Source organism: Polynucleobacter sp. AP-Reno-20A-A9 (assembly GCF_018882085.1).
GTDB lineage: Bacteria > Pseudomonadota > Gammaproteobacteria > Burkholderiales > Burkholderiaceae > Polynucleobacter.
Genome location: NZ_JACVPB010000004.1, coordinates 43,363 through 58,368 on the forward strand (window position 1 = coordinate 43,363; position 15,006 = coordinate 58,368).

The following is a 15,006-nucleotide window of genomic DNA, read 5'->3' on the forward strand; positions in this document are numbered from 1 at the left end:
TTGGGCTTAGCAAAGGGGATTGATATGAGTCGTGATGTCGTTGTCTTAAGTGCAGTTCGTTCCGCAATTGGCACCTTTAATGGTTCCCTCAGTAGCTTTGAGCCTTCCGAGCTCGGCGGCATTGTGATGAAAGAAGCGGTCGCTCGCTCAGGTGTTGATCCAGCATTGATAAATTACGTGACTGTTGGCAATACTATTCCCACAGATAGTCGTTATGCCTATGTAGCGCGCGTTGCATCAATTCAGGCTGGCTTGCCAATGGAGTCCGTAGCGATGGCTTTGAATCGTTTGTGCAGCTCAGGATTGCAAGCGATTGTCACTACTGCGCAGCAAATTATGTTGGGTGATTGTGATTATGGTGTTGGTGGTGGTGTAGAAGTGATGTCGCGTGGAATGTACGGTTCACCAGCTATGCGTAGTGGTGCTCGCATGGGCGACACCAAGATGCTTGACTTGATGGTTGCGGTTTTGACAGACCCATTTGGCGTTGGTCATATGGGTGTTACGGCTGAAAACCTCGTTGAAAAATGGAAGCTGACTCGCGAAGAACAGGATGCATTGGCAGTAGAGTCACATCGCCGTGCAGCAAATGCCATTAAAGAAGGTCGCTTTAAGTCTCAGATCGTTCCAATCACTATCAAGACTCGCAAAGGCGATATCGTCTTTGATACGGATGAGCATTGCAAGCCAGATACCACCATGGAAACGCTTGGCAAGATGAAGGCGGTGTTTAAAAAAGAGGGTGGTTCCGTAACAGCTGGAAACGCTTCTGGCATCAATGACGGCGCCGCATTCTTTGTATTGGCTGACGCTGAAACTGCAAAGAAGGCGGGGCATAAACCTATCGCTCGTTTGGTTTCATATGCAGTTGCTGGTGTGCCAAACCACATCATGGGCGAAGGCCCAATTCCTGCAACTAAGATTGCTCTTGAGCGTGCTGGCCTCAAATTAGATCAAATTGATGTGATTGAATCTAATGAGGCGTTTGCGGCTCAAGCTTTGGCTGTTACTAAAGGTCTAGGATTGGATCCGGCCAAGACTAACGTCAATGGTGGCGCGATTGCTTTGGGTCACCCAATTGGATGCTCTGGTGCTGCGATTGCCACTAAGGCAATTCATGAGTTGCACCGCGTTCAAGGAAAATATGCTTTGGTAACAATGTGTATTGGCGGTGGACAAGGTATTGCAACTATTTTTGAGCGTCTTTAAGCCCTTAAATAGGAATTGAAATTACGCTGATCTCTTGGGTAAAAACTTAAGATATCAGTAGTAAAGCAGCATCTAAGCCGACTCGGTCAAAAGCCGCGTCGGCTTTTTCTTTGACGACAGGCTTTGCTTGGTAAGCAACGCTAATGCCCGAACCGTTCATCATGATTAAGTCATTAGCACCATCACCCATTGTGATGGCGTTAGCCTTGGTGCAGCCAAGACGGGCGCAGGCCGCATCTAAATGAGCTGCTTTAGCGGCACCATCAACGATGTCTCCAAGGACTTTGCCAGTTAGCTTTCCATCATTGATTTCTAGGGTATTGGCTTGCGTCTGCTTAAATCCCAATTGCTGGCGTAACTTTTCTGTAAAAAAGGTGAATCCGCCTGAGACAAGCAGGGTGTACAAGCCACGCTCATGAGCTCCAGCCAAAAGTTCTGCTGCGCCAGGGTTGGGTCGTAAGCGCTCTCTATAAACAGACTCAAGCGCATCAGCATGAACGCCTTCTAATAGAGCAACACGCCTTCTTAAGCTTTCTTTAAAGTCTTTAATTTCACCGCGCATAGTGGCTTCAGTGATTTCAGCCACAGCAGATTTCTTACCAGTAAAGTCTGCAATCTCATCGATACATTCAATATTAATCAATGTTGAATCCATATCCATCGCTAGTACACGGATGTCCTGCGGCAATAGATCTGGCTTTAGAAAGCAAAGGTCTGCATTAAAGCTGGCGGCAATCGTTCGCAGCTGCTCTCGTTGAGCGATATCCAGATGTGCCTTAGATTCAAAGCGCTCGCAGTAGTAGCTCCTATTGCTGGTTTGGCCGCCAGTTGAGTGCAGCGAAATGCCAAACCTTAAGGCTTGATCCTTTAATGAAAAGATGAGCTTCTCAGCAATGGGCTCCCTTGACAGGGTTACAAGGACTTGGTGATTAGTCATGACTTAATAATAATCGGATTGCTAGCTTGCTTTTGCAGTGCTTAATACCGCGGATTCATTAAGGCGTCGCAAGATATTGCGTATAGCATCTAGACGTTGCTCTAGCTTCTCGAATTCACGTTCTTTCTGGGGCAATACTTTTAACTTATCCTGGCCATTTAGCTGGATGTGCTTGGACGACTGAATGAGCTGAATGATCTTCATCGGATCAATCGGCGGGTTAGGTATAAATTGGATCTGAATCGAAGTAGGCGATGCATCAATCTTTTTAATGCCAAAACCGGTCATTTCAAGTCTTAGGCGGTGAGTCTCATAAAAGGATTTAGCTTGATCTGGAAGGTCGCCGAAACGATCAACCAATTCTTCGCGCAATCCCATGAGTTCAGAAAAGTCATTCGTACCGGCAAAGCGCTTATATAGGGATAGACGCTCGTGAACGTCAGGGCAGTAATCTTCAGGAAATAAGGCAGGAACACCGAGATTTACATCAGTAGTAGCTTGTAGCGGTGACAGTAAATCAGGCTCCTTCCCACTGCGTAGAGACGTAACGGCGCGATTGAGCATCTCGGTATACAGCTGGAAGCCTATTTCATGAATTTCACCGGACTGCTTATCGCCCAAGACCTCACCAGCCCCCCGAATTTCTAAATCATGCATGGCTAAGTAAAAGCCAGAGCCGAGCTCTTCCATGGCCTGAATAGCATTGAGGCGTAGCTGTGCTTGCTTGCTGAGCGCTTCAGGATCTGGCACCAGTAAATAGGCATAGGCCTGGTGATGTGAGCGACCCACGCGTCCACGTAATTGATGTAATTGAGCTAACCCAAACTTATCTGCGCGGTGCATGATGATGGTGTTGGCGGTTGGAACGTCAATACCCGTTTCAATAATCGTAGTACACAGCAAAATATTGGTACGCTGGGTAACGAACTCACGCATGACGGATTCTAGTTCTCGTTCATGCATCTGCCCGTGAGCAACACTAATACGAGCCTCTGGAATCAATTCTTGTAAGGCGTGTTTACGATTTTGAATCGTTTCGACTTCGTTATGTAAAAAATATACCTGGCCGCCGCGTTTAATTTCTCGCAGGACGGCCTCGCGAATAACGCCATCTCCTTCGCGGCGAACAAAAGTCTTAATTGCCAGACGCTTCTGAGGGGCAGTGGCAATAATAGAAAACTCTCGCAAACCCTCCATAGCCATACCCAACGTCCTTGGAATAGGTGTAGCAGTTAGCGTCAGAATATCGACTTCTGCACGGAGTGCTTTAAGTGCGTCCTTTTGACGCACCCCAAATCGATGCTCTTCATCAACAATGACTAAGCCAAGATTTGCAAATTGCGTCTCTTTGGAAAGCAACTTATGTGTGCCAATAATGATGTCTGCATCACCTTTTGCAATGGCCTCTAGAGCTGCATTAATTTCCTTGGTTGTTTTAAAGCGTGACAACTCAACAATGCGAACTGGCCAATCAGCAAAGCGATCTTTCCAGGTGGCCACATGTTGCTCAGCCAGTAGGGTAGTTGGCGCCAAAATAGCTACCTGTTTCCCCCCCATTACGGCTACAAAGCTTGCTCGGAGCGCTACTTCGGTTTTTCCAAAACCAACATCCCCGCAGACTAGTCGATCCATTGGTGTGCCGCTAGTCATATCGCCAATGACCGCTGCGATTGCATTGGCTTGGTCTGGAGTTTCTTCAAAGCCAAAGCTTTCTGCAAAAGCGGCATAGTCATGGGCTGAGAATTCGAAAGCATGGCCTTTGCGTATTGCTCTGGCTGCATACAGACCCAATAGCTCTGCAGCGGTATCTCGAATTTGTTGGGCGGCCTTGCGTTTGGCCTTATCCCATTGACCTGAGCCTAATTGATGCAGCGGTGCTGAATCGGGATCCGAGCCTGCATAACGTGTAACCATTTGTAATTGCTGAACAGGAACATACAAGGTTGCCTGACCCGAATATTGCAAATGCAAGAACTCTTCAAAAATAGGCGCTTCTTTAGGCGGAGCTAAATTGAGAAGTACTAAACCTTGATAGCGCCCAATACCATGTTCGGTGTGAACTACGGGGTCACCAATCTTCAGTTCAGACAGATCCTTAAAGAGCATGTCAGGATCGGCATTATCACTACCTTTTGCTTTACGTCTCTGTCTTGCTGTAGTGGTGAATAGCTCTGCCTCGGTAACAACTAAAAGGTTTTCAGCGGGCCATGAAAATCCATTAAAGAGTGGCGCAGTCACTAACCCAAATAATGAATCGCTCTTAATGAACTCAGCAATACTTTCAAAGCCTTCTGGCTTTAGCGGATAGAGCGGTTTGCCATCCAGGCCGGCAACTGAATTACTCTCTTCAAAGAGTTGGCGAATCGATTCTTTACGTCCGGCACTGTCACTGCAAATTAATACACGAACCTTTTCGGATGAAACTACTTTGCGCAGAAGATTGATTGGATCAGCATCGCGGCGATGGACAGCAATATCCGGTACCGCTAAAAATTGACTTTTCTCAGCGCCGTGTTTCTCGAGTGTTAGGCGTGCATACGATTTAGATGTGGTGAAAAATTCATCAATATCAAGGAATAATTCTTTTGGTGGAAGAACGGGGCGATCAAGATCGTGCTTAAGGAACTCATATCGAGAGAGGGTGTCCTTCCAGAAGCTTTTGATAGTTTCTTCAACATCGCCAATGCTTACTAGCCATACGGGATCGCCTGATCGCGGGAAGTAGTCAAAAAGATTTGATTGCTCTTCAAAGAAAAGGGGTAGGTAGGATTCAATGCCTGCACTAGGTATCCCTAGATTGGCGTCCTTATAAATAGAGCAGCGACTCGGATCACCTTCAAATACTTCTCGCCAGCGCCCCCTGAAGGCAGTGCGCGAGGCATCATCAAATGGAAATTCATGCCCAGGAAGAAGACGAACCTCCTTAACGGGGTAGAGGCTACGCTGAGTATCTGGATCGAACGCACGAATCTGTTCAATTTCATCACCAAATAGATCTAATCGGTAAGGTAGATTTGAGCCCATTGGAAATAAGTCGAATAGGCCACCACGGATGCTGTATTCGCCAGGACGCATCACTGCGCTGACAGGATCATAGCCAGCTTGTTGCAGTTGTAGCTTTAAAGCAGCTTCATTGAGTTTGTCGCCTTGCCGAAAGAAAAATGTATGGCCAGATAAAAAGTTTGGAGGCCCTAATCTTTGCAAGGCAGTTGTTATTGGAACCAAGACAATGTCGCAACTACCGTTGAGTAATTCATACAGTGTGGCGAGTCGTTCAGAAACCAAATCTTGATGCGGTGAAAAATGGTCATACGGGAGTATTTCCCAATCGGGTAAAAGTCTGGACTTTAACTGCGGTGCAAAAGCAGGAATTTCTTCAAGGAGCCTCTGCGCTTCCTGAGCTTGTGCACAGAAAATCACCATGACCGAGAAATTATTGCGAAAGCGAAGGGCGGTTTGAGCAATTAGGGCGGCATCCGCTGAGCCTACTAGCCCCGAAAAGGTAAAGCGCTGCCCAGCCCGCGGAGCGGGTATAGGGGGTACAAGATTTAATGCATCAGACATCTGTGCTCATTATAGAATCAGGTATGCACTCCGGAATTCATTCGAACAAGAAATGCCATGCGCTTTTGCCTACAGCGGGCACGGGTTCACGTCTTGGCGGTGAGTTGCCTAAGCAATTTCAGCTGTTAGCTGGCAAGCCGATGGTCTCTCATGCGCTAGAGGCCTTTAAGGCTTCCCCGCAAATCCAGTCTATTTGGATTGGCGTGAGCCCCGGCTTTATTGAGAACCCTATTTTGCAAACTATTGCTGAGACTGTGTCGGGTATTCACGTGGTGCCAACCGGCGGCCCAACTCGACAAGAAACGGTCCGAAACACTCTGGCGGCAATGCTTAAGGCTGGTATCCCCCACGATGACTGGATTCTGGTCCATGATGCAGCCAGACCAGGGATTACTCCCGCATTAATTAATAAGCTTATTAGCTCAGTACAGGCATCTAATAGCGGTGGCATCTTAGCCGTTCCATTGGCCGACACCTTAAAACAGGCCGATTTAGATTCTGTTGTTGCAGGAAATATTCCACGCTCTGAAAAAACGATTCCACGCGAGCATCTTTGGCAAGCGCAAACGCCACAGATGTTTGGTTTAAAACAGTTGCATGATGCTCTTGAGAGCGCCATTCGCCTTGAGGCCGATGTTACTGATGAAGCTAGCGCAATCGAGTTAACCGGAGCTAGGCCTTTATTAATTGAAGGTGCTGCGCGTAACTTTAAGGTGACGCACCCAGCTGATTGGGATTTAATGCAATTGCTATTAAGTTCAAGCGCTAAATAAACGAGAGATCCAATATGACTCAAAGCAATCTTCATATTCCACAATTTCGTATTGGTCAGGGTTACGATGTTCATGCATTGGTAGCGAACCGAAAGTTGATTCTGGGTGGGGTCCATGTGCCCTATGAAAGGGGTTTATTGGGCCACTCGGATGCGGATGCCTTATTGCATGCCTTGACAGACGCTTTATTGGGGGCTGCAGGCTTAAATGATATTGGGCAGTTATTTCCGGATACAGATCCTCAATTTAAGGATATGGACAGTCGAATCCTCCTCAGGGCGGCCTTGCAGAAGATCCAAGCAGCAGGATTTCAGATTGGTAACGTGGATGCCACCATTATTTGCCAAAAGCCGAAATTAGCCGATTTTTTGCCAGAAATGGTCCGCAATATTGCCGCCGATTTGGCTGTGACCCCCAGCCACGTTAATCTCAAGGCCAAGACAAATGAATCCCTGGGCCATTTAGGCAGAGGGGAGGGCATTGCCGTCCATGCCGTAGCTTTGCTCTACAAGGCCTAAAAGATCCTCTAAAACCCTAGGCATTGTAGAATTACGGTCTTTAGAGTGAAGTCTAGGCTTGGCAGTTTGCGGATATCGCGAGGATGGCGAAATTGGTAGACGCACCAGGTTTAGGTCCTGACGCCAGAAATGGTGTGGGGGTTCGAGTCCCCCTCCTCGCACCACAAGATTGCTACTTGGCTTGGACTTCACATTTCCAGATCTTCAATTAAGAGACGAGAATGGCTGTGCAGATAGAAAATTTAGGTTCACTAGACCGCAAAATGACTTTGGAATTCGCTCGTGCCGATTTGGCAAAAGCGCGCGAAGCCCGTTTGGCTAAAGTTGGTAAGACCATGAAAATGGCTGGCTTCCGCCCAGGCAAGGTACCAAAGAACCTCGTTGAAAAACAACATGGCATGCAAGTGGACTTCGAACTCCAATTTGATAAAGCTGCCGAACTCTTTTATGACCAGGCTCAAAAAGAAGGTGTTGCTTTAGCTGGTCAACCTCGCCTTGAGCCAAAGAGCGAAATCGATGCTGACAAGATTGTTTTTGATGCATTCTTTGAGGTATTGCCAGAAGTAAAGATTGGCGATTTCTCTAAGGCTGAAGTTAGCAAATACACAACCGATATTGGTGAAGCTGAAATTGACCGCGCCTTAGATGTATTGCGTAAGCAGCAAGTTCATTACCACCCACGTGGTGAAGCTGGTGCCCATGGTGATGGCGGCTCTAATGTTGCAGCACAAAACGGTGACCAAGTGGTGATCGATTTTGTTGGCAAGATTGATGGCGTTGAGTTTGCTGGCGGCAAAGCAGAAAACTTTGAATACGTATTGGGCGAAGGGCGCATGCTTCCTGAGTTTGAAGCGGCAACCCTGGGCCTCAAGGCAGACGAGAGCAAATCTTTCCCATTAAGTTTCCCAGCTGATTACCACGGTAAAGATGTAGCAGGTAAAACTGCTGAGTTCACTATCACTGTGAAATCAGTCAATTGGCCGCACCTCCCAGCCGTAGACGATGCATTTGCATTGTCTTTGGGTGTTACTGAAGGCGGCGTAGCCAAAATGCGCGCTGAAGTAAAAGAAAATTTAGATCGTGAAGTTAAGCGTCGCATCACTTCCTTGCTCAAGAATGAAGTGATGGACAAGCTCAATAGCTTATGTGAACTTGATGTTCCTAAGTCTTTGGTCGCTTCCGAGCAAGAGCGTTTAGTTGAAGGCGCTCGTCAGGATTTGATGCAGCGTGGCGTTCCGAATGCTAAAGATGCTCCCATTCCTGCTGAGATTTTTGCAGAGCAAGCTACTAAGCGTGTTCGTCTTGGCTTGATCCTGAGCGAGTTGGTTAAGAAACAGAACTTAGCCGCTACCGCTGACCAAATCAAAGCTGAAATTGATGAGCAGGCCGCTACATATGAAGATCCAAAAGAAGTAGTGCGTTGGTTTTATAGCAATCCAAGTCGCTTGAAGGATATCGAGAATCTCGTGCTTGAAGATAACGTGATTAAGTATTTCACGTCCCAAGCTAAGGTAAGCGATAAAGCTGTTACCTTCGAAGAACTCAGCAAGCTAAACTAAGTTAACTACTAAGTCATCCATTTACCCATAAGAGGTTTCGAAATGATCCACAACCATTCTCAGTCTGAAAATCTAAAACCAAAAGGCTTGGGCTTGGTTCCTATGGTGATTGAAACCTCTGGAAGAGGTGAGCGTGCATACGATATCTACTCTAGATTGTTGCGTGAACGCGTTGTCTTTTTGGTTGGCGAAGTAAACGACCAAACAGCTAACTTAGTAATCGCGCAATTGCTGTTCCTTGAGAGTGAAAATCCAGATAAAGAAATTTCTCTGTATATCAACTCTCCAGGCGGATCAGTTTCTGCAGGTTTAGCCATCTATGACACTATGCAATTCATCAAGCCTCATGTCAGCACATTATGTATGGGCATGGCTGCAAGCATGGGTGCGTTCTTATTATGTGCCGGTGAAAAAGGTAAGCGCTATGCGCTACCGAACTCACGTGTCATGATTCACCAGCCATTAGGTGGTGCACGCGGACAAGCTTCCGATATTGAAATTCAAGCACGTGAGATTTTGTATTTGCGTGAGCGCCTCAATAAAATTTTGGCTGATCGTACCGGTCAATCAATCGAAACAATTGCCAAGGATACCGATCGCGATAACTTTATGTCTGCAGAGCAAGCCCGTGATTATGGCTTGATCGACAAAGTTATCGAGAAGCGTCCTTAAACCCTCATAGATATTTAGAGCCCATTTTGAGCGATACCATCACTACGAATTCATCAGACAAAGTTCTGTATTGCTCTTTTTGCGGCAAGAGCCAGCATGAAGTAAAAAAACTCATCGCTGGCCCATCTGTTTTTATTTGTGACGAGTGCATTGATCTATGTACTGACATTATTCAAGAAGAAATTGCTAAGCTTCCTAAGGAAGAGGGCGATGATTCCTTGCCAACTCCACATCAAATTCGTGAAAACTTAGATCAATACGTTATTGGTCAAGATCATGCCAAGAAAACACTAGCGGTTGCCGTATACAACCACTACAAGCGCTTGCAGTACTTGCCTAAGCCCAAGAAAGAAAAGCTGGATAAAGATGGTAAGCCGGTAGAAGGTTCTGATAAAAAGGAATCCAAGCTCCCAGCCAAGGCAATGGTTGATGGTGTAGAGCTTGCAAAGAGCAATATTTTGTTGATTGGACCAACTGGTTCAGGCAAGACATTGCTAGCTCAGACATTGGCGCGCATGCTAGATGTACCATTTGTGATGGCCGACGCAACCACCCTAACTGAAGCTGGTTATGTTGGCGAAGACGTTGAGAACATCATTCAAAAGCTATTACAAGCTTGTGACTACAACGTAGAAAAAGCGCAGCGAGGAATTGTTTACATTGACGAGATTGATAAGATCTCACGCAAATCAGATAACCCATCCATTACTCGTGATGTATCGGGAGAGGGTGTTCAGCAGGCATTGCTAAAGCTTGTAGAAGGCACTATGGCTTCTGTACCACCACAAGGTGGGCGAAAGCATCCCAATCAAGATTTCTTGCAAGTAGATACAACGAATATTTTGTTTATTTGTGGTGGCGCATTCGACGGGCTTGAAAAAGTCATTCAGCAACGCACTGCTAAAACAGGTATCGGATTTAATGCTACTGTTCCAGGTAAAGATGATCGCGGAGTCAGCGATCTCTTAATTGAAGTCGAGCCGGAAGATCTAATTAAGTTTGGTTTGATTCCTGAATTGATCGGTCGTTTACCAGTTGTAGCTACGCTAGCCCAATTGGATGAAGAGGCCTTAATTCAGATTCTGACGGAACCTAAAAATGCCTTAGTTAAGCAATATCAGGCGCTTTTGTCTATGGAGGGCTCTGAGCTCGAAGTACGTCGCGAAGCATTGTCAGCTATTGCCAAGAAGGCAATCGCCCGAAAAACTGGTGCTCGCGGCCTGAGATCAATTCTTGAGGGTTCTTTGATGGATGTCATGTATGACCTTCCATCGCTCAAGAATGTGCAAAAGGTAGTTATTGACGAAAGCAGTATTGCTGAAGGCGGAAAACCACTTTTAGTCTATAAACAAGACGCTGATCAGGTAGATTTAAGCAAAAAAGCCTAAATTCTCAGGGTTTTCGCTATTTTCGGGGCATTTTTGCCCCTTTTTTGTCTTTTTACCCCTTGTTTTTCTCTAAAGCCTACCCATATAGGTAGTATGCTACTCATGAATAATGTCTCTATTTAGTGGTTGTTGATTCAATTGCCACTAATGAAGACTTTTGAGGTTTGATTACTTTGGAGGATTTGCCCCATGCCTGGCCACTTATTATTACCCTCTGAACCAATTCAACTACCTTTGCTCCCATTGCGGGACGTAGTTGTATTTCCTCATATGGTGATCCCGTTGTTTGTGGGTCGCCCAAAATCGATTAAAGCCCTCGAGGCTGCCATGGAAACTGGAAAAAATGTCCTATTGGTAGCCCAAAAAACGGCTGCCAAGGATGAGCCCGTCATTGAGGACCTTTATGAGGTGGGCTGTATTGCCAATATTTTGCAGATGCTCAAATTGCCTGACGGCACTGTGAAGGTGCTTGTTGAAGGTGTGCAGCGCGCAGAAGTTAGTCAAATAGAAGATAGTCTTGGTTACTTTAATTGCGAAGCGACACCGACTGCTATTAATGCGATTGATGCCCATGAAACCGAGGCCTTGCGTCGCGCAATCATGGCTCAGTTTGATCAATACGTAAAACTCAATAAAAAAGTTCCACAAGAGATTCTGGCATCTCTTGGTGGCATTGATGACCCAAGCCGTTTGGCTGACACCATCTGCGCTCATCTACCGGTGAAGCTAGAGCAGAAACAACGCCTACTTGAAATGATGGATGTTGTGCAACGTTTGGAAAGTTTGCTGGCTGATCTCGAGAGTGAGATCGACATACTGCAGGTTGAGAAGCGTATTCGTGGACGTGTAAAGCGTCAGATGGAAAAGAGTCAACGCGAGTATTACCTCAATGAACAAGTAAAAGCGATTCAGAAGGAGTTGGGCGAGGGTGAAGAGGGTGCAGATCTCGAAGAGTTAGAGAAGCGCATCAAGGCAGCACGTATGCCTAAAGAAGCTTTGAAAAAGGCGGAGTCAGAACTCAAGAAACTCAAATTGATGTCTCCTATGTCTGCAGAGGCTACGGTCATCCGTAACTTTATTGACACCTTGGTAAACCTCCCATGGAAGAAGAAAACCAAGATTAATAACGATCTCACTAATGCTGAGAAAGTATTGGACGAAGATCACTATGGCTTGGATAAAGTCAAAGAGCGTATCTTGGAGTACCTCGCAGTTCAGCAACGCGTTGATCGTGTGAAAGCTCCGATTCTCTGCTTGGTTGGTCCTCCGGGTGTCGGTAAAACTTCTTTAGGTCAATCTATTGCGCGTGCGACCAACAGGAAGTTTGTGCGCATGGCCTTGGGTGGTGTCCGGGACGAATCCGAGATTCGTGGTCATCGTCGCACCTACATTGGTTCGATGCCTGGCAAGATTCTGAGCAGCCTCACCAAGGTAGGTGTACGTAACCCTTTATTCCTTCTGGATGAAGTGGATAAGATGGGTATGGATTTCCGCGGTGATCCAGCCAGCGCCTTATTAGAGGTTTTGGACCCTGAACAAAATCACACATTTCAAGATCACTATGTAGAAGTAGATTTTGATCTATCTGATGTGATGTTTGTCGCTACCTCGAATTCTTTGAATATTCCTGGTCCATTATTAGATCGCCTTGAAATTATTCGCTTAGCTGGCTATACCGAGGATGAGAAAACCAGCATTGCTGTGAATTATTTGATTCCAAAGCAAATCAAAAATAATGGCTTAAAGAAGGATGAGCTCAAGATTGAAGATAGCGCAGTGCGTAATATGATTCGCTACTACACGCGTGAGGCTGGCGTTCGTTCTTTGGAGCGTGAAATCAGCAAGATTTGCCGCAAAGTAGTAAAGCTGTTGCTCCTGAAGAAAGAAGCTGCTCCAGTTGTTGTGAATGCGGATAACCTGGAGAAATTCTTATCAGTGCGCATGTATGACTTTGGTTTGGCTGGTAAAGAAAATCAAGTTGGTCAGGTGACTGGTTTGGCCTGGACTGAAGTGGGCGGCGATTTACTCACCATTGAGGCTGCTGTTATGCCGGGTAAAGGTGTTATCACTCGCACCGGCTCTATTGGTGACGTAATGAAAGAATCCGTTGAGGCTGCCAGAACAGTAGTTCGCTCCAGATCCAAGCGACTTGGTATTACGGATGAAGCCTTTGAGAAGAAGGATATTCATATTCACTTCCCAGATGGCGCGACACCAAAAGATGGTCCATCAGCCGGCATTGCAATTACGACAGCCTTGGTATCGGTATTTACTGGTATCCCAATTCGTTCGGATGTTGCCATGACAGGTGAAATTACGCTTCGTGGAGAAGTATTGCCTATTGGCGGATTAAAAGAGAAGCTTTTAGCGGCTCATCGCGGAGGAATTAAATTAGCCTTAATTCCCGAAGAGAACGTCAAAGATCTGATTGATATTCCGGACAATGTCAAAAATGCGATTGAGATTATTCCGGTTCGCTGGATCGATAAAGTGTTGGAGCTGGCTTTAGAGCGTATGCCTGAAGCACTGCCAGATCCTACCCCTGAAGAGCTGGCTAAAAAGGCTGCGGAAGCCAGTAAAGCAAACGAGAAGGGTGCAGCCGCAGACGTTCTTAAGCACTAAAAATAGGGTGATTTTTCGTTAGAGCTTTCTCATCTATTGAGGCCGGTTTAGCGGAAAATCCACCTAAAGTTCGTGCTTGGGTTACAATCTCACCTGTAATATTTTGGGGCGCTTAGCTCAGTTGGTAGAGCGTCTGCCTTACACGCAGAATGTCGGGAGTTCGAGCCTCTCAGCGCCCACCAAATTATTACCGTCATGTTTTCCTTTGCCTACTCAGGCATTTCAGTACCCTCCGGCCCAGCGCCTAGTACACTCCTGGTATTGATAATTTTTACTAGCGAACTTTTACATGTTTGATACCGTCCGTAAGCACCAACGAATTCTCCAATTTGTATTAATGCTTTTGATTGTTCCATCTTTTGCATTCTTTGGAATCTCTAGCTATTCCAGCTTCATGGACAAAGAGACCGACCTTGTCAAAATCAATGGCAAACCTATCACCGCTCAAGAGGTAGATTCTGCTGCGAAACGTCAGGCAGAGCGCGTAGGTGGAAATGCGCAGATTGCTCAAAGTCTCCAATTTAGACAAGCAATTTTGAATGAATTAATGCAGCAGCGTATTCTCGGATTCGCAGTAAACAATTTGCGTTTGCAAGTTGGCAAAGAGGCGTTAGTTAAAAGCCTGCAAAATATTCCACAGATTCGTGCTTTGTATAAGCAAGATGGCAGTTTCGATGATGCGCGGTTTAAACAACTCCTAGCTAGCAATGGCTTGAATGAAGAGCAGTTTTATGCAAGCCAAGCATTTGATTTAAAAATCAGTCAGCTGGTGAACTCCGTAGCCCGCACTGAAATCGGTAGTCCCAAATTATCCGATATCGTTTCAACCCTTTACGAGACTGAGCGTCAAGTTCAGGTGCTATCGTTTGATGCGAAAGATTACTTAAGCAAGGTAAATCCATCCCAAGAAGACCTACAGGCTTTCTACAATGCCAACGCTAAGTTATTCGAGAGCCCAGAGTATGTAGATGTCGAGTACATCGTTCTCAAGGCGGATCCAAAGGAAGATGCAAAAGTATTTAGCGAAAAAGCTGATCAATTTGCCAATATTACTTATGACCAGTCGGATAGCCTTAAGCCGGCTGCAGATAAATTAAAACTGAATATTCAAAGCCAGAAGGGCGTAATGCGTTCTGGAGTTGCTGGTGTTGCAAAAGATCACCCATTGGCCAACCCGAAGGTGATTCAATCTCTATTTGGCGATGAAGCAGTGAAGAACAAACGAAATATTGAAGCTGTGCAAACTGCTCCAGGCGTTTTTGTTTCAGCCCGAGTGGTGATTTTTCATCCCGCTCAAACTCTCCCGTATAAAGATGTTGCTGCTGAGGTCAAGCGTCAAGTTAGTCAACGTATGGCCGAAAAACTTGCCATAAGCGCTGCAGCTGATCGCTATGCCTCATTAGAAAAAGATCCAAAGAATAGCACCGGCTTTGCTAGCCCGATTTGGGTTTCTCGTAACAAGCCTGCAAATTTGGTGGGCGGAGCTCTGGATGAAGTGATGTCCGTCAATCCCGATAAATTCCCTGCGCTTGTATCAGTTCAAAATCCAGGTGTTGGCACCATTCTGTATCGCGTTGATCAGGTAAGACAGCCAACAGGCGTAGACGCAAAGGTCCATAAGGCACAAGCGCAACAAATTCAGGCATTGGCAGCCCAAGCTGAGTTTGCTGCCTTTATGGCTTATTGGCGTGATGTTGCCGGGGTAAAGACAATCAACCCCCTTAAGCCCCCATCAACTGGATCGGGCAGCTAAGCTTAAGCGCT

The 15,006-nt window shown here is 46.2% G+C and carries 10 protein-coding genes and 2 tRNA genes; 10 read left to right on the forward strand and 2 right to left on the reverse strand.

All coding sequences use genetic code 11. The annotated features are described in order from the left end of the window. Positions 1–24: 24 nt before the first annotated feature. Positions 25–1,209, forward strand: a complete 1,185-nt coding sequence (locus tag ICN39_RS04935; protein ID WP_215361908.1) for an acetyl-CoA C-acyltransferase family protein — start codon at positions 25–27, stop codon at positions 1,207–1,209. Positions 1,210–1,255: 46 nt separating this feature from the next. Here ICN39_RS04935 and serB read toward each other — a convergent pair whose 3' ends face one another. Further along, complete coding sequence (gene serB, locus ICN39_RS04940) at positions 1,256–2,146, reverse strand: phosphoserine phosphatase SerB (RefSeq protein ID WP_216232970.1); 891 nt, start codon at positions 2,144–2,146, stop codon at positions 1,256–1,258. A gap of 21 nt (positions 2,147–2,167) precedes the next feature. Further along, complete coding sequence (gene mfd / locus ICN39_RS04945; protein ID WP_216232971.1) at positions 2,168–5,710, reverse strand: transcription-repair coupling factor; 3,543 nt, start codon at positions 5,708–5,710, stop codon at positions 2,168–2,170. Between the two features lie 23 nt (positions 5,711–5,733). On the opposite strand from mfd, the gene ispD reads away from it, so the two are divergent. The 9 genes from ispD to ICN39_RS04990 all read left to right on the forward strand — a co-directional run bounded on the left by ispD (position 5,734) and on the right by ICN39_RS04990 (position 14,995). Further along, the gene (gene ispD, locus ICN39_RS04950; protein ID WP_216232972.1) at positions 5,734–6,483 is read left to right on the forward strand and encodes a 2-C-methyl-D-erythritol 4-phosphate cytidylyltransferase; all 750 of its coding nucleotides are present in this window, start codon (positions 5,734–5,736) and stop codon (positions 6,481–6,483) included. Positions 6,484–6,497: 14 nt separating this feature from the next. Next, positions 6,498–7,001, forward strand: coding sequence for a 2-C-methyl-D-erythritol 2,4-cyclodiphosphate synthase (ispF, locus tag ICN39_RS04955; RefSeq protein WP_216232973.1), 504 nt, complete (start codon positions 6,498–6,500; stop codon positions 6,999–7,001). A gap of 77 nt (positions 7,002–7,078) precedes the next feature. After that, positions 7,079–7,165 (forward strand) — tRNA-Leu (locus tag ICN39_RS04960). A 57-nt stretch (positions 7,166–7,222) separates the two neighbouring features. Further along, complete coding sequence (gene tig, locus ICN39_RS04965) at positions 7,223–8,560, forward strand: trigger factor (protein WP_216232974.1); 1,338 nt, start codon at positions 7,223–7,225, stop codon at positions 8,558–8,560. Between the two features lie 42 nt (positions 8,561–8,602). Beyond that, on the forward strand, positions 8,603–9,232 hold the full coding sequence (gene clpP, locus ICN39_RS04970; protein WP_216232975.1) for an ATP-dependent Clp endopeptidase proteolytic subunit ClpP: 630 nt from the start codon (positions 8,603–8,605) through the stop codon (positions 9,230–9,232). Positions 9,233–9,258: 26 nt separating this feature from the next. Next, positions 9,259–10,620, forward strand: a complete 1,362-nt coding sequence (clpX, locus tag ICN39_RS04975; RefSeq protein ID WP_216232976.1) for an ATP-dependent Clp protease ATP-binding subunit ClpX — start codon at positions 9,259–9,261, stop codon at positions 10,618–10,620. 189 nt (positions 10,621–10,809) lie between these two features. Further along, positions 10,810–13,242, forward strand: coding sequence for an endopeptidase La (lon, locus tag ICN39_RS04980; protein WP_216232977.1), 2,433 nt, complete (start codon positions 10,810–10,812; stop codon positions 13,240–13,242). Between the two features lie 106 nt (positions 13,243–13,348). Continuing rightward, a tRNA-Val gene (locus ICN39_RS04985) sits at positions 13,349–13,424 on the forward strand. Positions 13,425–13,531: 107 nt separating this feature from the next. Then, complete coding sequence (locus ICN39_RS04990; RefSeq protein ID WP_216232978.1) at positions 13,532–14,995, forward strand: peptidylprolyl isomerase; 1,464 nt, start codon at positions 13,532–13,534, stop codon at positions 14,993–14,995. The last annotated feature ends 11 nt before the right edge of the window (positions 14,996–15,006 follow it).

Excerpts from the sequence above, each read along its gene's own strand:
- ICN39_RS04935 (WP_215361908.1), top strand. The coding sequence starts at position 25 with ATGAGTCGTGATGTCGTTGTCTTAAGTGCAGTTCGTTCCGCAATTGGC.
- serB (WP_216232970.1), bottom strand. The coding sequence starts at position 2,146 with ATGACTAATCACCAAGTCCTTGTAACCCTGTCAAGGGAGCCCATTGCT.
- mfd (WP_216232971.1), bottom strand. The coding sequence starts at position 5,710 with ATGTCTGATGCATTAAATCTTGTACCCCCTATACCCGCTCCGCGGGCT.
- ispD (WP_216232972.1), top strand. The coding sequence starts at position 5,734 with ATGCACTCCGGAATTCATTCGAACAAGAAATGCCATGCGCTTTTGCCT.
- ispF (WP_216232973.1), top strand. The coding sequence starts at position 6,498 with ATGACTCAAAGCAATCTTCATATTCCACAATTTCGTATTGGTCAGGGT.
- tig (WP_216232974.1), top strand. The coding sequence starts at position 7,223 with ATGGCTGTGCAGATAGAAAATTTAGGTTCACTAGACCGCAAAATGACT.
- clpP (WP_216232975.1), top strand. The coding sequence starts at position 8,603 with ATGATCCACAACCATTCTCAGTCTGAAAATCTAAAACCAAAAGGCTTG.
- lon (WP_216232977.1), top strand. The coding sequence starts at position 10,810 with ATGCCTGGCCACTTATTATTACCCTCTGAACCAATTCAACTACCTTTG.
- ICN39_RS04990 (WP_216232978.1), top strand. The coding sequence starts at position 13,532 with ATGTTTGATACCGTCCGTAAGCACCAACGAATTCTCCAATTTGTATTA.